Origin of the sequence: Oceanobacillus profundus (assembly GCF_003515705.1) — a bacterium.
Taxonomy (GTDB): domain Bacteria; phylum Bacillota; class Bacilli; order Bacillales; family Amphibacillaceae; genus Oceanobacillus; species Oceanobacillus profundus.
Genome location: NZ_QWEH01000014.1, coordinates 117,763 through 138,983, shown reverse-complemented (window position 1 = coordinate 138,983; position 21,221 = coordinate 117,763). Strand labels below are relative to the sequence as shown.

Annotated in this window: 18 protein-coding genes and 1 pseudogene; all 19 read right to left on the bottom strand. The window is 32.5% G+C overall.

The features are described from left to right. Positions 1–148: 148 nt before the first annotated feature. Positions 149–1,315, bottom strand: a complete 1,167-nt coding sequence (locus D1B32_RS17670; protein WP_118890033.1) for a nucleotide sugar dehydrogenase — start codon at positions 1,313–1,315, stop codon at positions 149–151. A gap of 314 nt (positions 1,316–1,629) precedes the next feature. After that, entirely contained in the window at positions 1,630–2,835 is a 1,206-nt protein-coding gene (locus tag D1B32_RS17665) for a hypothetical protein (protein ID WP_118890032.1), read from the bottom strand. A 148-nt stretch (positions 2,836–2,983) separates the two neighbouring features. After that, positions 2,984–4,111 (bottom strand): DegT/DnrJ/EryC1/StrS family aminotransferase, encoded by a 1,128-nt coding sequence (locus tag D1B32_RS17660; protein ID WP_118890031.1) that lies wholly within the window; start codon positions 4,109–4,111, stop codon positions 2,984–2,986. A gap of 277 nt (positions 4,112–4,388) precedes the next feature. Then, on the bottom strand, positions 4,389–5,063 hold the full coding sequence (locus D1B32_RS17655) for a sugar transferase (protein WP_262366370.1): 675 nt from the start codon (positions 5,061–5,063) through the stop codon (positions 4,389–4,391). Next, the gene (locus D1B32_RS17650; protein ID WP_118890030.1) at positions 4,981–6,006 is read right to left on the bottom strand and encodes a Rossmann-fold NAD(P)-binding domain-containing protein; all 1,026 of its coding nucleotides are present in this window, start codon (positions 6,004–6,006) and stop codon (positions 4,981–4,983) included. Before D1B32_RS17650 ends, D1B32_RS17655 begins: the two co-directional genes overlap by 83 nt. 40 nt (positions 6,007–6,046) lie before the next feature. Then, the gene (locus tag D1B32_RS17645) at positions 6,047–7,261 is read right to left on the bottom strand and encodes a glycosyltransferase family 4 protein (RefSeq protein ID WP_118890029.1); all 1,215 of its coding nucleotides are present in this window, start codon (positions 7,259–7,261) and stop codon (positions 6,047–6,049) included. Between the two features lie 6 nt (positions 7,262–7,267). Further along, positions 7,268–7,987, bottom strand: a complete 720-nt coding sequence (locus D1B32_RS17640) for an acyltransferase (protein WP_118890028.1) — start codon at positions 7,985–7,987, stop codon at positions 7,268–7,270. 114 nt (positions 7,988–8,101) lie between these two features. After that, entirely contained in the window at positions 8,102–9,244 is a 1,143-nt protein-coding gene (locus D1B32_RS17635) for a glycosyltransferase family 4 protein (protein WP_118890027.1), read from the bottom strand. A 341-nt stretch (positions 9,245–9,585) separates the two neighbouring features. Then, complete coding sequence (locus D1B32_RS24475) at positions 9,586–9,807, bottom strand: DegT/DnrJ/EryC1/StrS family aminotransferase (RefSeq protein ID WP_262366371.1); 222 nt, start codon at positions 9,805–9,807, stop codon at positions 9,586–9,588. A gap of 74 nt (positions 9,808–9,881) precedes the next feature. Then, positions 9,882–10,249: pseudogene (locus D1B32_RS24470) on the bottom strand (DegT/DnrJ/EryC1/StrS family aminotransferase). Positions 10,250–10,531: 282 nt separating this feature from the next. Then, a complete protein-coding gene (locus D1B32_RS17625; RefSeq protein ID WP_118890026.1) occupies positions 10,532–11,692 on the bottom strand; it encodes a glycosyltransferase family 4 protein in 1,161 nt (386 codons plus the stop codon). 226 nt (positions 11,693–11,918) lie between these two features. Beyond that, entirely contained in the window at positions 11,919–13,283 is a 1,365-nt protein-coding gene (locus D1B32_RS17620; protein WP_118890025.1) for an O-antigen polymerase, read from the bottom strand. Between the two features lie 27 nt (positions 13,284–13,310). Then, positions 13,311–14,582 (bottom strand): lipopolysaccharide biosynthesis protein, encoded by a 1,272-nt coding sequence (locus D1B32_RS17615; protein ID WP_118890024.1) that lies wholly within the window; start codon positions 14,580–14,582, stop codon positions 13,311–13,313. 18 nt (positions 14,583–14,600) lie between these two features. Next, positions 14,601–15,941 (bottom strand): nucleotide sugar dehydrogenase, encoded by a 1,341-nt coding sequence (locus D1B32_RS17610; protein ID WP_118890023.1) that lies wholly within the window; start codon positions 15,939–15,941, stop codon positions 14,601–14,603. Further along, complete coding sequence (locus D1B32_RS17605) at positions 15,928–16,965, bottom strand: Gfo/Idh/MocA family protein (protein ID WP_118890022.1); 1,038 nt, start codon at positions 16,963–16,965, stop codon at positions 15,928–15,930. Before D1B32_RS17605 ends, D1B32_RS17610 begins: the two co-directional genes overlap by 14 nt. Before the next feature lie 38 nt (positions 16,966–17,003). Then, positions 17,004–18,827 (bottom strand): polysaccharide biosynthesis protein, encoded by a 1,824-nt coding sequence (locus D1B32_RS17600; RefSeq protein WP_118890021.1) that lies wholly within the window; start codon positions 18,825–18,827, stop codon positions 17,004–17,006. Between the two features lie 29 nt (positions 18,828–18,856). Then, positions 18,857–19,537, bottom strand: a complete 681-nt coding sequence (locus D1B32_RS17595) for a LuxR C-terminal-related transcriptional regulator (protein WP_118890020.1) — start codon at positions 19,535–19,537, stop codon at positions 18,857–18,859. A 141-nt stretch (positions 19,538–19,678) separates the two neighbouring features. Then, positions 19,679–20,332: a response regulator gene (locus tag D1B32_RS17590; protein WP_118890019.1), complete on the bottom strand. Its 654-nt coding sequence runs from the start codon at positions 20,330–20,332 to the stop codon at positions 19,679–19,681. 102 nt (positions 20,333–20,434) lie between these two features. Continuing rightward, on the bottom strand, positions 20,435–21,199 hold the full coding sequence (locus D1B32_RS17585) for a tyrosine-protein phosphatase (RefSeq protein ID WP_118890018.1): 765 nt from the start codon (positions 21,197–21,199) through the stop codon (positions 20,435–20,437). Positions 21,200–21,221: the final 22 nt, after the last annotated feature.

The window sequence follows — 21,221 nt, the reverse complement described above, 5'->3', positions numbered from 1 at the left end:
AAGTGCAGCGCAAGGTGTTAGGAGGTTCTTTCCCTACTGGCAAGAACCTCCTAACACCTAACAATTTATATAAAGTGGCTCACTTTTTAAGTGATCGCTCTGGCTCAATTTCCTATTGACAAAAACATAGCTTGTTTTACTTAACGAATTAATCCCTACTAAACACGTCTCGCGTATATACCTTCTCTTTCACATCTTTCAACTCATCAGACAAACGGTTAGCAACAATTACATCTGCTTCCTGTTTAAATGCTGCAAAGTTTTTAATCACACGAGAGTTATCAAATTCCTCAGCATCAAGTACTGGTTCGTAGATGACTACTTCTACTCCTTGATCTTTTATTCGATTAATAACTCCTTGAATAGCTGATTGTCTAAAGTTATCGGAACCAGTTTTCATTGTTAAACGATAGATACCAACGACCTTTGGATTTCGTTTCGTAATCATCTTAGAAATATGATCCTTTCTCGCTGAGTTAGCATCAACGACTGCCTTAATAATAGTATTTGGTACATCTGCATAGTTTGCTAATAATTGCTTTGTATCCTTCGGTAAGCAATAACCACCATAACCAAAGGATGGGTTATTATAATGATCCCCAATTCGAGGATCGAGTCCAACTCCTTCAATAATTTGTTTACTGTCCAACCCTTTCAACTCTGCATATGTGTCAAGCTCATTAAAGAATGAAACACGCATTGCTAAATAGGTATTTGCAAATAATTTAATCGCTTCTGCTTCGGTTGAATCCGTGAAAAGCACAGGGATATCTTTCTTCATCGCACCCTCAGCTAAGATATCAGCAAACTTCTTCGCGCGTTCTGATTGTTCTCCAATAATAATTCGAGATGGATATAAATTATCATATAAGGCTCTACCTTCTCTTAGAAATTCTGGAGAGAAAATGATGTTATCATTCTTAAATTTCTCACGTACTGATTTCGTATATCCCACTGGGATTGTTGACTTGATAATCATGATGGCATTCGGATTTATGCCGATAACCGTTTCAATTATCGATTCAACCGAGTTTGTATCAAAATAATTCTTATCTGGGTCATAATTTGTTGGTGTTGAAATAATAACATATTCAGCATCTTTAAAAGCTGCTGTTGAGTCTGTAGTAGCTGTTAAATTTAGTTCCTTTGTTTCTAAGAATGTTTGAATTTCTTCATCAACGATTGGTGATTTCTTGTTGTTGATCATGTCTACTTTTTCTTGAATTATGTCTAGGGCAGATACTTCGTTGTGTTGTGCTAGAAGTACTGCGTTGGATAGGCCGACGTAGCCGGTTCCTGCTACAGCTATTTTCATGAGAACTCACTCCTAATTCTTATATAGCGAGCGTAAAATAAACTAATTTATCTTATATATATGTTTGCATTGACCGATCTTAAAATACCTAATTATAAAGATATCTAATTGGAAAATTTTTATTTATGTCCTATTAGTACGGTATACTTTTTCTTGAAAAACAATTATAATTTATTTTTTACACCATGACTATTAATATAATTCATGATCCTTTAAATTTCAAATTTGTCAATCGGATCTTGCTAGGCAGTGAGTTTTTTCATGCGATTAAAAGAACTTAAACATTTTGTTGATAAACCCTTCTTTACTTCACATCACCAAGGAATACCTCTTGTTTTCTCTTTTGCATATAAATAAGAAGCAATACTGTTTAATCTCGTTTGTGGGTTCATTTCCTCAACGTTAGTTTCCTCGTAAACCTCTTCTAATATATCCAGTATTTCTTCGTCATATACCCCTAAAAAGCTCCATCTTAAAACGTCATAGTAATATGGGTTTTCTTCTGAAGTATAGTATGCTTTTTCTTCTTCGCCTCTTTTATGAATAAATTTCCTCATTTGTGGTGGTGAACTTTCATCATCTATTACTTTATAAACATTATTTGCTATCTTCTCAAAGTCTTCTTCTGTAAATACAGTGTATCCTGCCTCTTCATGCAGAATAAAAATTCCATATACAGTAATCATAGCATGGCTGATGTCTTCCCAGGGTTTTTGGATATTTTGCTCTTCCCAATAACTCCAGTAATATGAATCAAACTCCTCATCATATTTAAACAAAGAATCCTTAAAGTAATTTAAACTTTTCTTGATTCGTTCACTGTAAGTATTTCCCTCGGTTAACTTGTCGTATAGCCCTGCAGCTGCTAAATAAACGCTGATTCTATTTGGTATTCCTATTTTATTTGCTTCTGATACATAGCCCTCTCCATAAGGGTGTCCAATATAAAAACCTTCTGTATCAGAAAAGTCCACCCACATATTATCCTGGTTATGTACAGCAAGCGCCTCACCTGATGCTGCTAAGAAGCGAACAGCAGATTCTTTATATTCATTAAGATTATTCGTATAAACTGTGTCAACAAATCGTAAAATAGGTAGCGTAATCATGCCAGTATGCACTGGGTATGTATAATTAAACTCACCAGATGTGTAATGTCCTCGATCTGACCAGGCTGGTAGGGAGTGGCCTGTACCAGTAAAACTTTCTATTCCAAGTTTTTCATCTGTTTGAGAAAAGATATAATCTATCTGTTGTGTAAGTATATCTAAATACTTCTTATCTTCTGTAACCCTGTACATATCCACTAAAGAATTAGCAACATAACTCCATCCCCAAGCGTAACTAGATGCATTGTAATCAGGATTCGTTGCAGGAAATTGATTAATCGACCAATCAGATTGCTGTTCATATAGATCATTATATATTTCTTCCGTTATTTTTGTTTCAGAATCTTTTTGTAACAATAGGTAAAAGAGCAATCCTAAAGAAACAGAAAATAAAATAAATATCTTTTTCATACTATTTATCCTTTTTATCTAAATGTTTTTTATAGATAATAACTTTCTTTAAAAGAATATTAATATAAGTGCAAATTTGTATTTATTTTTACAAACTTGCACTTATATTTTCGTTATATTTAATAGTTTAAAACATAATAAGGCTCATTTAACCTAAAAACTCATTCACAGTCTTAGCAACCTTTGCAACTTCATCTTCCTTTAAATAAGGATGCATTGGTAAGGAAAGAACGGTATCACATAATTTATTAGTAACCTCAAAATCACTCTCGTTAAAATTCAAATTAGAAAATGCTTCTTGTTTATGCATTGGTTTTACATAATATACCATGCTAGGAATTCCCTGTTCTTTTAAATGGCTTTGTAACCCATCGCGTTGTGTTTTAGAGTCTAATTTAATTGTATATTGTGCGAAACTAGAATAATAACCATTTGGAATCACTGGCTTTAGTACATAATCTTCTAGCTTATTGTTGTACAATTCATATACTCGATTAACATCATCTAACTCATGTTCTCTAAAGGCTCTTAGCTTAATCTTCAATATTGCTGCTTGTATTGTATCAAGTCTTGAATTTACTCCAATTCTAACATTATCATATTTATTTTCGCCTTTTCCATGAATTTTTAAAGAGTTTAACAATGCTGCTAACTCATCATCGTTCGTAAAAATGGCTCCACCATCACCAAAGCATCCTAATGGCTTAGCTGGGAAGAAAGAGGTTGTAGCAGCATCTCCAAAGCTGCATGCCATTTTCCCATCAATATTTCCTCCAAATCCTTGAGCCCCATCTTCAAGAACTAATAGGTTATACTTTTTAGCTACTTTTTCAATTTCTTGGTAGTTAGCTGGTAATCCAAATAGATCTACAGGTATAACTACTTTTGGAGATAATTTTCCTTCTTCAATCGTTTTTTGGATAGCTTTGTCAAGTTTATTAGGATCGATATTAAAAGTGGTTTCATCTACATCAACAAATACAGGTGTCGCACCATTTAAGGAAACAACTTCGCCAGTTGCAAAGAAAGTAAAATCAGGTACGAATACAGCGTCACCTTCTTTTACATCCCAAGCCATCAGTACTAAGGAAAGCGCATCTGTACCATTCCCACAAGAAATACAATGTTTTACACCTACATAAGCTGCTAATTCTTCTTCAAGCTCTTTCACTATTGAACCACCAATAAAACTGGCATTATTCATTACTTCTTGAACTGTTGAGTCGATTTCATCTTTATATGTAGTGTACTGCGTTTTTAAATCTCTAAATTGCATATTAAATCCTCCATAATATTATTTGTAAATAAAATTCCACTACTGGTTTTAATAATTGATAACCTGAAAATTTATTAGTTAAATACACTATTTTTCATATAAAATTCTGTGCTAATACAACTCCTAAAGATTAAAGAATGTTATAAGTTTTTTCGTATATTTTAACTCAGAATACTTTTCTAAAAAATTTTGATCTTTTCCTTTTGACAACTAAACCTTTTATGTAACGTATCAAAAGCTGGATTCAAAGGTTCAATGCTAAAAGGTCTGTTAACACTCAAACAGACCCTTTTCCAACTAATACCTGACTTATTGTCTTAAATAGTATTTTAAAGTCCAAACATAAATTAAAGTTTTCTACATAATACAAATCATGTCTTATCTTCTTACCATGGACCATATCACTTCTACCATTTACTTGTGCCCAACCTGTAATACCTGGCTTAACAGCTAAACGAAGCTTTTGTTCCGTACTATAACATTTAGTAATTTGTATTATTTCTGGTCTTGGGCCTATTACACTCATGTCCCCTTTTAACACATTAATAAATTGCGGTAGCTCATCCAGACTATATTTTCGGATGAATTTACCTATCTTAGTTATATTCGGATTTTCAACTGATCCGGTTTTAAATACAAAATCGTCTGGGACTCCATTCTCCCAATCATATATTCTTCCTTTACTCTTTCCTTCAGAAGTTTGCTTTACCTTCATCGAGCGAAATTTATACATTTCAAAAGGAATATTCTCTTTTCCACTACGTCGTTGTTTAAAAAAAATAGGGCGGCCATCTTCTTTGAGAATTAGTAAAGCCAAAATTAAGAATAAAGGACTCAGTACTATCAGTACACTTAGACTAAATACAATATCAAATAATCGTTTTATTACAAGTTGAAATGAATTTTTCGATTTGGTGTAGCCTATTTCTGTCTGTTTCGCTGAGCTGTTCACTTTTTTTCACACCTCCACTCCCGTCTGCTATTCCAATCACCTGATTCGGTTGTTTAATACTATCTACAATTACAGTACCTACTTTACCGATATATCCACCAGCAGCTACAGATACTCCTTGAATTATAGATTGTCCATAGACATCATTAAAAAAATTATTAGTATATTCATGAGTCGACAAGAACTGGTAAGGTAGGGCAATCCTTGTATCAAGCCTTGTAATTTGAACGTTTTTTAATAACATTTCCTGAATAAAATCATTACTAAAATTATTTATTCCACCATCTATAATAAGTGTGTCTTGGTGTATTAGTGGAAATAAAATATCATCTTTGGTAAATTTACCAGATAGAAAAGATACAATCAAATCTACTTTCTCCTTAGATTGCAATTCTTCAACTGATTGAATAAGAGATGAATATTTTGGTAAAAATAAGTTTAAGGCTCCAATATGTCTGTTTTCCCTTTCTCTTGATCTTCCAATAAGGTAAATCTTTGCCTGTCTTTCAGCAAGCCTCACAGCCATTTTACTGGCTAAGTTACCAGTTCCTATTATGATTATTTTTTTGTTAAATAAATTATCATCAAAATAATTCCGAATCAATAAATCGCAGGATTCTATAGTAGTATCATTTGGTTTCACTGTTACCAACTTTGACCTTTGAATTACTTCTTTTGCAACTTTGAGCAAGTTTAAATTCTGCTTTAATTCTACATCAATGTAGAAATTGTTTATTTTACCGTCAAAAAAGGAGAGGGTATCTTTCAACATATTTTCATCATTAATCATAAAACAAGATATAGCCATTACACCCGGAATATTTCTACGTGGAAGTACTCTAAAATCTAACGCGTGTTTAGCAGTTGTACTAATCATAATAGAGCTATAATTAAATTTTTTTAGATACTTGTGCTCATTATGCAATATCTCATTTAATTCCATTTACTACACAACCCCTAAAATTTTAAATTGAAGAAGGAATTTAAAAATGACTTTCCAGTCTTCTGGCTAACATACTCCATGTATGATTACTTTCTCCATATTTATAAGAATTCTTGCTATACTCTTGTAATAATTTTTGATCTTTGGATACTCTTAATATTTCATTTGTAATCTGATCAACTCCATCTGATACTATACCCAAATTATTTCTAGTAATCACTGTATCTTTTAGATTGCTAAGCATAAAAATAGGTAATGAAGCTGCCATATAATCAAACATTTTATTTAAACTTATCCCCCATTTATATACTTCTGCATTTCTCATTGTTATTATACCTGCGTCAGCATAATTTAAAATTGATGGAATAAATTCCTTCTGAATAGGAGGCAAGAAAGTAATATTTTTCAAATTGTGATCTTCCGCCTTTTTAATAATGCTCTGTTTCTCAGGTCCGTCACCTATCAATACAAAATGAATATTCTTATCGTATCTATCTACTTTTATTGCAATATCTACCATTGCCTCTAAATAATTTGCTAGGCTATGAGCTCCAGTATATATTAATAAGAACTTTGATTTCTGTTCCTCTAGAGCATGTAAATGAGTTTCAGGTAGTACACTTTTTGTGTGGTACCGGTTAATATCAACGCCGTTAGGTAAATAAATGACTTTTTCTTGTGCAATACCTTTTTTCTTCACATATTCTGGTGCCTTATCAAATAATACTATAATTTTATCGGCTTTTTTATATAAAAACAATTCCAATTCTCCTAATACTTTTACAATTGGATTGTTTGGCGAAATCTTACCTAAATCTACAAGTGATTGTGGCCACAAATCTCGTTCCTCAAAATAAAATTTGGCTTTTTTCCTCTTTGCAACTTTATAGCCTAATATTGCTGCCAGTGGATGCATTAAAGAACCAATAACAATATCCGGTTTTTCTTTAACTATTTTTGCTAATTTGTTAGCTCTATAAGTATATGAAAACATATTAAGAATTCTTTTATGATCATTTTTATAATAGCTAGTTGTTTTTAGCCAATAAAATTTCACACCACTATATTCTTTATAATTAAAATAATCATCTTTATCATAGTTTTGTTCTTCTTCTCTTTTTTGATGATTAAATGAGGAGGCAAAGATAGTCACATTATGGCCTAATAAAACTAGCTCTTTTGCCAAATCAAAATGACGGGTAATCCCGCTTGAATTAGGTCCAACTGCATAATGATTAAAAATCCAGATATTCACTAATATCTACCTTTCTTGGTTTCGTAACAATTGATTTTCAGGCACTTTTCTTAGTTCTTTTGCAGGTGTACCAACCACAAGAATCTCTCTTGGGACATCTTTGGAAACAATACTTGCTGCAGCAACTGTCCCATCTTCTTCAATTACTTTACCAGGTAAAATTGTCGCATTTGCACCAATTCTACCACCTGTTTTAATAGTAACTCCTTTAAACTTATCAAAACGTTCTCTGCTTCTTGCCATATAATTATCATTAGTAGTTACAACACAAGGAGCTATAAAAACATAATCCCCAATCTCTGAGTATGCTGTGATATAACAATTCGTCTCTAATTTACATCTCTTTCCAACTACGCAATCATTTTCTACTGCTACTCCACGTCCAATAATAGTATATTCACCAATTTCTACCCTCTCACGTATAGTTGCGAGATCTGCAACAAATACATTATCAGAGATAATGCAATTAGCGTATATTATAGCTGAAGTACCTATAGTAACTTCAGATCCAAGTTTTGCTGGGGGTAATTGCTTAGTATTTGGTAATATCGATGCTTTCGCCCTTGTTGGTTGCTTCCCGATTACTGCATTATCTTGAATGATAACATTACTTCCTATTTCAGTACCTTCATAAATAATTACATTATGTCCTATTGTTACATTTTCACCGAATGTTACATTATCTTCTATTATTACATTTCGACCAATTTTAATTGGTTGGCTCATAAATTATCACCCAATTCTTGTAGATTTTATGGTAATCATTATTTTCTATTAATTAAGTTCTCAATTTATTCACTATGCTATGATAGAAATACTTTTATAATTTCTTGGCTCAAATCAAGGTTCATAAATTTCTCTATATAATCCTATATATCTTTCCGCTATCTTTTCCCAATCAAAATCGTAAACTTTATCAATAGTTTTTTTATACATCTCATTATAATTTTTTATAATCTTTTCTATACTTTCAACTATATCTAACAGATTATCTGGAGAGACGGGGTAACCTATTTCTCCCTTATTAAAATACCCATCAATTCCTTGCCCTTTAGAATATATTACTGGTAATCCCTGGGACATTGCTTCAATATATACTAAACCGAACGTTTCATGATAAGAAGGCATTATAAATATATCCGAGTTTCTATATAACTTAAGCAATTCTTCTTTATCTTTAACATACCCAAATAATTTAAAGTTCTTTTCGTTTTTAGTTTCTTTTATTAGTTCCTTAATTTCAATTTCCAATGGACCCTTTCCAATTATATTAAAATTTATATTATAACCTTTTTTGATCAAAAGGTTTGCTGCCTTTAAGGAGTTAATGATATTTTTATTTTTATTAAGCTCTCCGACAAATATTAAATTAATTTCCTTTAAATTTAATTTAATATTCTTTTCACGATTAACGTTCTCTAGCCAAAATTTATCTATACCGTTAGGGACTATGTACGATTTTTGATCTATTTCAGCTTTTAATTTTTCCGGTATATATCTTTGTAATACTCTTTCTTTATAAGTGGGTGATATAAAAATGACTTTTTTTGCCTCTTTTAAAATCTTTATTCCATAGTTACGTATGTGAAAACCATACTTAAAAAAGAAATTCACATCGGCATTTCTAACAGCAACAATATAATCAATTCCAAATTCCTTTTTTATTTTATAAGCAATACTTCCATCCGAAAATAGGAAATGTGTGTGTGTAAGGTCAATTTGATTAAAATCAACATTATTCTTTATATCTTTATATATTTTTTGAATTTTTGTATAATATATATACCTATCCAAATTATTGAATGTAGCAGAAAAAATGTAATTAGTTCCTTTAGGATTTTCTATAGTGCGTTTATTTTTTAAAGTAACATCCTTAATTGATACGTACATTGTTTGTTCAATACCCTTATTATCTAATTCTTGTAATAAATTTTTATACAAGTCCGTAAAAGGATAACTAGAACTTAAATGAAGGACTTTCATATTAGCCTCCTACCCAACAAGTGATTGCAAATTAATTATTATTATAAACTCTACCATTTTCTCAATTATACTCATGGTTTTCCTATTAAGTTCGGGATACATTGAAAAAGATAAAGCTTCTTCAATTGATTTTTTAGTTATCGGAAAATCACCTTTTTTTCAACCGAATTTTTAAACACTAGTTGAAGATGTAAGATGTAATGGCATTGGATAATAAATCATAGAATCAATACCATTTTCTTTTAAGTAATCTTTTAACTCGTCTCTTTTTTTCAATACGCAAGGTATATTTGTGAAACATATGATAGTTTCCTACTTTTTCAATTGAGGAAGGTACATGTTCAGAAAATAACCTTGCATAAATTTGGCGAAGAAAAAACTGCTTTCTGTCTTCTTAGGTCGGGAAATTCAGGTAACCTCTTAAAATTAACATTTAATATAGCTGCTTGCAATTCATCAAGTCGACTGTTGTAACCTAAAACATGTTGATAGTATTTTGGCTTACTCCCATGTACACGAATTACTCGACTGTTCTCTGCAACTCCTTTATTAAGAAGTATCAATCATTCCCCTATCACCATATGCACCCAAATTTTATTCAGGAAAAAATTATATGAGCTGACAGTTCCAAGTTCCCCTAGTTTTTCCCTTGAAACTCTATCCCAATTGCTTGGGCAACATCTCCAACAACAGCTAAATTATGTTCTTGAGCTATCTCATTTATTTTATCCATATCAGCCATTTGGCCATATAAATGAACAGGAATAATTGCCTTTGTCTTATCCGTTATTGCTTGTTTAGTCTTATTTGGATTGATATTAATGTAACAGTATCAGGATAAGCGAATACTGGTACTGCTCCAAATCTAGATACAGCAATAGCGAAGAATGTAAAAGGTGTTGTACTAACCTCATCCCCATCTTTAACTCCTACAGCTTGTAAGGCATTATTTATTGCATCAGACCCGTTTCCAACACCAATTCCCGCATCCGCATTACTATATATAGCTACATCTTTTTCAAACTTTTTAACTTTATTTTCTAATATAAATTGTAAGAGCTTATAAACTTATCAATAGTTGAAAGCAATCCTTCTATCATCACTTAATACAATTCTGATAGTCCTAACACTTTAAACTTTCCTCATTATATTCACCACTAGAAGTGTTTAGATAACATATGATGAATCAAAACTAAAAATATTTCATAGTCATGGATTTTCTCAGTTTTGGTATCAATAATACAACACAATGTTTATGGTAAACATTTGCTGTGGAAATAATTCTATTTATTTATTATCAAAACTATTTTTGTCCATAATAGCAATAAATTTGTCTATATGTTTTTCAACTGAATAATCTTTTGCTTTTTTTCTAACTTGTAAACATTTTTTTTCTAAGGATGCAATATCTTCATCTGATAATTTTGTAAACGATTCAAATGCTTTAATTAAATCCTTCTCATTACCCTCTTCAATTAATATTGAATTATTTTTATCCAGTACTTGTGAGTGGATTGGATTATCCCATGCTATAATGAGTCTACCTGAAGCCATTGCCTCTAAAAGCCCATGTGATAACCCTCCGGCAGAATTATTTTTATTTAAAAAAACAATTATGCCATGTCTAGACAGCACATCTGTAACATCATCTGGTGAATACGATCCACAATAGATTATACTATCACTCTCTATTTCCCCTCCATGACCATGAACAGAAAAACTTAGCGAATTCGATTTTAGATGATTAGCAGCCTTAATATATTCTGAAAATCCTTTTGCAGCCACCATTCTCCCTAAATAAGCTATAGAAATAATGTTTTTTCTGAAATTTGGTATCTGCAAATCCGAGAATTTATTATATTCAACAGCGTTTTCAATTACCTTCATTTTCTTTTGATGCACTGGAAAAATACTTTTGTAATATTGAAGTGTATCATGCCCATTCGCTATTATAATGTCAGATACATTCAAAAGCTTCTTTTCTAGAAAATTACCAATACGTATAAACTTAGACTTTCTAGCTGCTAATTCTCCTACTGTTCGACTTCTTATCCAGGTAGCAATTATTGCCTTTTTAAATATAAAGTTACTAATAATGCCTACTGGCGCAGTAAATATGGTGCCGATAATAATAATTTTGTCATTGTTTTTTACTAAACCTCTCATTAACTTAATTGTTTTAATCGTGTAATCTAATATATTTTTAAAACCATTTCCTTTTCCAATACTATTCTTCAAATCTATATCTAAAAATTCACACTCAACCTTATTTTTAAACAACGTTGAAATAGAATCTTGATAATTGGCCGGTTTAATATTATAAATATATACTTTAGAATAAATATCTTTTTCTAATATACCCTTTAAGAAGTAAACCAACCATGTTTGTATTCCTCCTCCATTTTTATACAAAGGGGACATAACAATAATGTGCAATTGTTTGGCCAAATTTATTACCTCCTTTAATTTGAAACACTTATAAAACAACTAAAACTGGTAATATTTACAAATGACATTTCAAAAAAATTAGAATCTAATACTAATAGTTAATTAAACATTCAACGAATAAAAGTTTTTGAATAGTCTCTATAAAACAAGAGTATTTCTACTAGTTATCCCTTCCACATGCTGTTATTTATGTTGATTTCATGTAATACTAACTTTATTTTAGTAATTAACCATTGAGATTGGTTAAAGGGGAAACAACTTTCGCTTTATATTTATTTTTTGCTATATTATTTTCAAATATAATTAAGAAAAAGCCGATTATACAAATTACAAAAAGATCGATATTTAACATAAAATTACTAATCCCAGTTATTGATAGCTTTTGCAATTCTAACATTAACCACGTATTTAGTCCTATTGTTAGAGAGGATTTAGGTAAGCTCAAAACAATATATTGAACACTATATAGGATTACTCCTATAATTATTGAAGTAACAATAATTCCTAAAAAACCAAAATTTGCATATGCTTCCGCCCAATACACAGTAGGGGCAGATCCAACTATATCCGATCCAACTAAGTGAGGATTCATATAATTCATTACTTCTACATTTATTTGGTAATGTTCCCATGGTAATATTCCCATAGGATTAGGAAGTGATCTACCTAATAAGAAATCAACTTTTTCTGGAAATATTTCTAAATAAAAATATGCTGGAGTTATTTGCCCGGTAAAGGTGCGGCTAATGATTGAATTGAAAATCTCAAATAATGTTCTATCTTCGTACCCCATAAAAAATTTATACATAAATGTTAGTGATGGAATAGCAATAACTGTAAATATCATTATTGTTTTGAAAGAAAACCTCTTATTACGTACAATCATATATGTAATTAGTAAGCCAATAAAAATCCATATTATTGGAGCCTTGTGTGTAGGTACAATCGCTGCAAAGGCTGTAAAAGCAAACACCGAGGCAAATATAAATATATTTATTTTGTTATATTTTTTTAGTAATTCGGCAAATGTCACATAACAAAGAAGGCAAAATATTGAATTAAAAAACAAGCTATACCAATGATAACCTCCAGGAAAAGCATTTGTAGCTGCGCTTCTTAAAGCTTTTAAACTTCCCTCAGATGTTCCCAGTAGTAATGATACAATAGGTATAGAAGGTAATTTAGATAAATATATTAAAAAAACAATTATACTCACAGAAAATAAAATTAATAAAACAAACTTCGTGCTTTTAGTCAGTGTCAATTGTTCTTTTTTAAAATTATTACTATTAAGATTCATTCTGAGAAGCTTATTACTGAAAATAAATCCTATTATAATTGATAATAGTGCTATACTACTATAAACCCATAATTGTATTATTCTTAATCTATCATTAACTCCTAATATGAAACGATATTCATCCAATCCGAAGTATAATCCAAAAATGCCTAGATAAGCAAAAACCAAATACATCCAGAAAAATATTGTGATTATACTTGGTGAAAAAAGATTAATTTTAACCAATTTAGCTAAAGCAACAAAAAATAAAACTGTTAAAGAAAAAGTTAAAAAAAATAGTATAGATGTCATTTATTTACCTCTCAAGAATTTAAAATATTAATCATTAACAACTTGTTTACTTGCGATTAAGTAAGTAATGATTAAAATAATTATATAATGTATTATTAATATTGTGCTATATAAGATAAAATAATTTATTATATCCAATCCCCCTAAAAAAGAGATAACAAATATTATTAATGATGAAATTAACATGGATATTTGCCAAGTTAAATCAACCCATTGTTTTTCAAAAATTATAGTTATAAGTGTAAGAGGTGCTGCTAAAAATCGAATATAGAACAAAGGAATTAGAATTTGTGCATACTTACCAGCAATTCTCCAATCATTACCAAATACTAATACCACAAGATCTTCCACAACTAAAAATAAAATCAGAAAAAGAGGAATAGATACAAAAACTAGCTTTTTAAAAGTCGATTTATAGATCTTTTTAGCATTTCCATACTTAATTCTTTCTTTACTTGCCTTTTCAAAAAAAACTTGTCCAATTGACTTTCCCAAAAGCGTAGTCGGCATACCTAAAATTCTTTGAACCAAGGAATAATAACCTAATGTACTAGTTAAGTATAGAAAGGATATAAATATACTTGTCAGATGCTGTGATAACGAATTAGAAAGCGTAGCCCAAGTCGTAATTAAAGGAAATTTCTTATATTTTTTCCCTACTTTTAACATATCAGAAATATTAATCCTTAGAAATAAATTCTTATATTTTAAAACTGGTTTAATAAGTCTACCGTTCGAAAATATATGTGAAACTATTTGGCCAGTTATTAAACCAAGGACCCCTGATTTTAAAAGGCCTAATAATAGTTGGACAGTTGCCATTGAAATTGATTTAATAACCTTAACCTTAGCAATCGAACCAAAATTTTTCATTCTAGTGTTAAGGTAATTAAGAGTATTAAATAGCCCTATAAAAAAAACTACTAGTGGTGCAAAAAATAGCCATATACTTATACTAGGTTCTCTTAATAACCTGACAATAATTTCATGAAAGAAAATTACTAAAATAAGCAATAATCCACTTACAGCAAGAGTAATTATAATTGATATAGCAGCTAAATTAATTGCCTCTTCATCCTTTTGAGGTAATACAATCGCCAACTCATATCTTGCATTAGCAATTGAGCCAAAAATAGAAGTTATTGCAATAAATAACGCCAATACTCCAAAATCCTCTGGAGTATATAGGCGTGTTAATATGGGAGAGATTGCTAATGGTATCGCTTGAGCTAAGGTAGCACCTGTCATTAGCTTTATAATATTTCTATTAAAATCATTAGATAGTATCTTATTAAGCATTTTTCCCTCGATTTACAATTATAATTTATAATAATTTATATTATTTTCTACTACTTTATATGAATTTCTAGTATCAAAAATCAAATTTGAATACTTTATTATCTCTTCATAATCAAAACCACTATGATTCGTAGCAATCATAACCAAGTCCGCATTCTCAAGCATCTCAACAGTTACATTTGCAATAGGAGTTTCAATGCTGTTTCTATGTTTAAACTCTTTCACATAAGGATCTACCACAGTCCAGTTTGCTCCAGCATCTTCTAGTTTTTCTAAGATAGGAAGAACTGGTGATTCACGATAATCATCAATGTCTTTCTTATAAGCAACACCGAGTACTAAAATATTTGAACTCTTCACTGCTTTTCCTTCTTTATTTAATATCTCCATGATTCTTTGTATTACATAATTAGGCATTTCATTGTTTATTTCTCCAGCAGTTTCAATTAATTTAGTGTGATAATTATATTCACGTGCTTTCCATGTCAAATACCATGGATCGATTGGGATACAATGTCCACCTAACCCCGGACCCGGATAAAACGGCATAAAGCCATATGGTTTTGTCGCTGCTGCATCGATAACTTCCCATACATCAATACCCATTTTATTACAAAGAACAGCCATTTCATTTGCAAGACCAATATTAATATTGCGGAAAGTATTCTCTAAGATTTTTTCCATTTCTGCTACAGAAGGGCTTGACACTTCATGAATATCACTTTCCAATACATTACCGTACATTGTAGCTGCTACTTTTGTACAATTTTCAGATACTCCACCAACAACTTTAGGTGTGTTTTTTGTCTTAAATTGCTTATTACCAGGATCAACTCGCTCTGGTGAATATGCTAAGAAAAAGTCTTCACCACATGTCAATCCGCTTTGTTCTAGGATTGGCTTCAACAATTCCTCTGTTGTTCCAGGATATGTCGTACTCTCAAGAACTACCAACATACCTTCATGAAGGTAATCAGAGATCTCATGTGCTGAACTTTCAACATAACTTGTGTTTGGTTGCTTGTAAATATCTAATGGAGTTGGTACACAAATTGCAACCGCATCTACTTCTTTAATAAATGAATAATCAGTAGTAGCTTTGAGCTTTTTGTTTACAACTAGTTCCTTTAATTCTTCATCAACTACATCACCAATGTAGTTGATTCCTTGATTAACTTCATCAACCTTTGATTCCTGGACATCAAATCCAATTACATTATAGCCAGCTTTTGCTTTTTCAACTGCTAATGGCAAGCCCACATAACCTAGACCTACAACACCTATTACAGCAGTTTTATTATTTAGTTTTTCAATTAATTTTTCTGCAAGTTGATTTCCTTTTTCTTTAGTTGTTAACATATTCTTTCTCCTTTGTTAGTTGGATTGGTTGATTGTTTTTAGCAGATTCGTAGAATGATAGTACTAACTCTAATGATTTTCTACCCTCTTCACCTGAAACTGCAGGTTGTCTATCTTCCTCAATAGCTTTGACCATATCATCAATAATACATTGATGACCTGGTATACCAAATGGATCTACTTTTATTTTTTCTTTAATCTCATTGATTTCATCTTCGTCCATACCTTCAATTTCTAGATGTTCGAAGTATATAGCATTTTTTCCACCAATTTTCACAGTACCTTTTTCGCCAAATAGAGTAATTGACTCTTCGAAATTTTGGCCATAAGCTGTCGTGGAAGCTTCTACTAATCCTAAAGCACCTGATTTAAATTTGATAACACCCGTGGAAACATCTTCTGCCTCAATTTTACGTAATCTTGTTGCTTCCATACTAAATATTTGTTCCGGTTTACCCATAAACCATAATAATAAATCAAGATTATGAATTGCTTGATTCATTAATGCACCACCATCAAATTCTTTAGTACCTCGCCAAAGAGCTTGATCATAATACTCTTGGTTTCTATTCCAATTTACAATTGCGTTTGCATGACTAATTTTACCTAATAGTTTCTGATCGAGTATTTTACGTAATTCCATTACCACTGGTCTAAAGCGGTTGGGGTGCACGATTGAAAGCTTTACTTCATTTCTATTGCAAGCTTCTATAATTTTATCGGTTTCTTCTAAAGTCATTGCAATCGGCTTTTCTAAAATTACATGTTTTTTCGCGTTAGCTACTTTGATGGCAAGCGGAGCGTGTAACCCAGTAGGTGTACATACAGAGACAACATCAATGTCTTCTCTAAGTAGCATTTGATCTAGTTCTTCATATGCTGCTACCCCATATTCCTCCACATATGGTTCCATCGCTGTATTTAGTTTATCACTTACAGCTACTAGATTAGCATTTTCAACTTCTTGTATCGCCTTCGCATGTTTCTTCGCTATGAAGCCACATCCAACAATAGCAAAATTCATTTCAACAACTTCTTTCTATAGTAAGATTGATATTATGTTTATTTTACAGCTAGCATTTCTCTTTCTGCATAAACAATATTCATAAGTTCATTTTTTAAACTTGCTTGATTATACCTTTCAAACCGTTTAATTAAATTTAGTACAATCTCCATATCAACTTCAATCGTTCTTCCAACATATATCTTCTCATAAACTTCACCAGGAAGAATCTCATCTTCTCCTAATAGTTCTTCGTACATCTTCTCACCTGGACGTATACCCGAGAATTCAATTGGGATTTCGTCCTCTGTGTAACCTGATAATCTAATCAGGTTCTTCGCTAAATCAACAATTTTAACTGGCTCACCCATATCAAGGACAAAAATTTCTCCGCCCTCAGCTAGTGTCCCTGCTTGAATAACAAGCCTTGAAGCTTCTGGAATCGTCATGAAATAACGTGTCATTTCTGGATCCGTTACAGTAACTGGACCGCCTCTTTCAATTTGTTTCTTAAACAAAGGAATTACACTTCCACGACTACCAAGTACATTCCCAAATCGAACAGCGACAAATTTCGTTTTACTTTTCTGTGCCATATGCTGGACAACCATTTCGGCAACACGTTTCGTTGCACCCATCACATTTGTTGGGTTTACTGCTTTATCCGTTGACACCATCACAAATGTTTTGACACCAAATGTGTCCGCAGCTTCTGCGACATTCTTCGTCCCAATCACATTGTTTTTGACTGCTTCATGCGGATTATATTCCATAAGTGGCACATGCTTATGTGCTGCAGCGTGGTAAATAATTCTTGGCTGGTGCTCTTCGACAATGTTGAATATACGTTCACGGTCTTGGACGTCGCCAATAATTGGAATGATCTCTGTTTCTGAATCATGGTGTTTATTTTTAAGTTCCATATCAATTGAATAAATGCTGTATTCTCCATGACCAACTAACAGTATCTTTTCCGGTGCAAAACGCATCAGCTGGCGACAAATTTCAGATCCGATTGATCCTCCAGCCCCCGTAACCATAACCGTACTTCCTGTAACATATTCCGAGATTGCGCCAATATCGAGTTTTACTGGTTCTCGTCCGAGTAAATCCTCGACCTCGACATTTTTCAAGTGGCTGACAGATATTTTCCCTGTCATGAGGTCTTCGATTTTTGGAATCATTTGTACCTTAACATTTGCCTTGTTACATTCTGCGACAATTTTCTCCAATTCGCCGTTACGCAAGGAGGGAATTGCAATAACGATATGCTCGATTTTCAATTTTTCAACAACAGCTGCAATATCTCTCGTTGTTCCTTCTACAGGTAAGTCATAGACTTGCATTTTTTGTTTGTTGATATCATCATCGACAAAAGCAACTGGACTTAATTCGGAGCTATGCTCATTCTTCAGCTGACGTGCAATCATCGCACCAGCAGCACCAGCTCCTACAATTAAGGTTCGTTTCTGATCGGTTTCATTTCTTATGTAACTATCTCGGAAGATCCGCCAGACAAAGCGCGATCCGCCAATTAATAAAATATGGAGCATCCATGTAACAAGCAACGCTCTTGAATAAAGTGAAAAATCATTGATGAAATACTGAACAATTCCTGCACCGACAATCGAAAATGTGATTGCCTTTACAATCGTAACTAACTCTCCAACACTAGCATATGCCCAAACCTTATTATAGAGCTTATAAACGGATGCAAATAAATGATGAAAGACTAATAGTGCAATTGCGCTCCATAGGATGGTTTCCGTTCGTAGAATTTCTGTATGCGCTGGATAGACAACCCAAGTCGCTATAAATATAGCCGTGCTGACAATTACGGAGTCTAGTAAGATCAGGAATGTTAGCCTCTTACGATAGGACATCGTACACGCTCCTTTTTGATGTTTTAATTTTAATTGGCTTCTTCCATACGTACACGATTCGACATGATTTTATTTAAATAGTGTACCACATTTTTCCTGCCTCTGATGTTAATTTTCTTATAAATTTGACTGATATGTACTTTTACAGTTCCTTCTCTTAACTGGATACATTCTGCAATTTCATTATTTCGTAAGTTTTTCTTGAGAAAGTAAGCAACAAGTGATTCTTTCATTGAAATATGAATTCCATTTTCTCCGAGACGTTTCCGAAATAGATCAAAGTTATCTTTCTTTAACTCATCTAAACGTTCTAATAGATCTAGGATTACACTGGAAGGAGCAACATAATGTGCATCCTGTATAGAAAGAATAACGAGCATCAGTTTATCTTCAAAATTCGGACGCTTTTCAATAACACTGTCACTGCCTGCTTCAATGATCGCCATAGAATCACCTAGCTGCGAAGCGCCCACAATCGTGATAACCTTCACAAATGGGTTAGCTGCTTTTAACTGTTTAATAGCAGCTGTCACTTCGGGTAACGCGATTGATTCTGTGTCCAATAAAACAACATTCGGCTTCTCTTCGATGACGAAACCATTAGTTGTATAGAGCACACACCCAATTAACTCCATCTCTGTTTGTTCCTTAATTTTCTGTATAATCAACTTAGAAAACGGATTCTTACTTATGTATAAAATAGTCGCCATTCAACTTTCCTACCTATTCTTTCATTTTTACCGTCTTAACGACATATCGTAACAAGATTCTATTCTACTACATAGGAAGTCACTTTTTTAGTGACTTTTTACAATAAAAGTCACTACTAGGCAATTTTACCTGTTAAACTATCACCGTGTGACATTACCGAAAAATTCAATAACCTTTGCGCGGTTTCGTATATTCAGTTTATTGTAAATCTCACTAATGTAATTTTTTACCGTGCCTTCACCAAGAAATAGCTTGAGGGCAATTTGCTGGTTCGTATAGTTCTCTTTTAATAAAAACGCAATGTCAATCTCACGCTTCGTAAACGTGTAGCCAAGACGTTCAAGTCGCAATGTGAATATTTGTTTATTATTCATTGTCAGTTGACGTATGCGGGTAGCAAGCATCTGAGCTACTTCACCAGAGAAGATTGTCTCACCGCGATATGCGATTCGAATCGCCTCCAGCAAGCGCTCAGCGTACACTGCCTTCACTAAAAAACCGTCTGCACCAGCATTAATTCCTGAAATGATGAAATCATCCACTTTTGAAGTAAGCAAGATGACCCCTACTTCTGGATACTTCTCTTTCATATATTTTGTTGTGCGAATCCCGTCCATTTGTGGTAAATGAATGTCCATGATTACAATATCAGGATTTAGGTGTTCCATCTGCTTAATCGCAATTTCTCCGTTATCCACTGCTCCGATAACCTTTATATCATCCGTTCTTTCGATAATGGCTTCCATGCCATCCCGGAGTAACCTCTGATTTTCTACAATAAGAACATGTATCACCTAATTAACCCCTTTTTTTAGATATTTTTCTCGATTCTACCCCTATTCGGATTATCTCTTTTTCTAGTATAGTTATTAGGCTATAGGAGGTTGTCTATACCCTTAAAACAAGCCAAGAAATTTCTTTTTCTTAATCATGACTGGTTCCATGCGGTTCACATTGCTATTCTCAATTAACAGCTGACTATTTTCCAAAAACATATAGTGATAATCACTGCCATATGCGTGGTTTACATGTTCAAATGCTTTATCCATCACAAAACCACGTGATTTCGTATTATGTGCATCCGACGCAATAAAGTGAGTGAGGTTAAATTCAATAAGTTGATTTGAGAACTTTTGAATATTCTTACCAAACTTTCCAACGAGGCTTGCTGCAGTCACTTGTGTTAACGCACCTTTTTTGACAAATTCATAGAGCTTGGCCGGATGTTCAATAAGCTCTTGATTTCGTTCTGGGTGAACGATAATTGGAGTATATCCTGCGACTTGAATGTCAAACAGCATTTGACTAGCATATCTTGGAACCTGTCCTGATGGGAATTCTACAAATAAATACTTCGACCCGTTTAGAGACAAGAGTTCCCCTTTTTCAATGTCTTGAACCATATCCCCATTGATTCGTGTTTCCTGACCCGCAAGTACGTGAAGATCAATATTTTCTTTTTTGAACAATTCATTTAAAATGGCTACATGATTTATAATCGACTGGGCGTCATTATCATATTTTCCATTTTTATGGTGAGGGGTTGCGATTATTGTCGTTATCCCTTGAGCAACTGCTGCTCTTGCCATATCTAAGCTGTCTTCTTCTGTTTTAGCACCATCATCTACTCCAGGTAAGATGTGAGAATGTATATCAATCACATTGCCACTCCCTCTCCGTCAT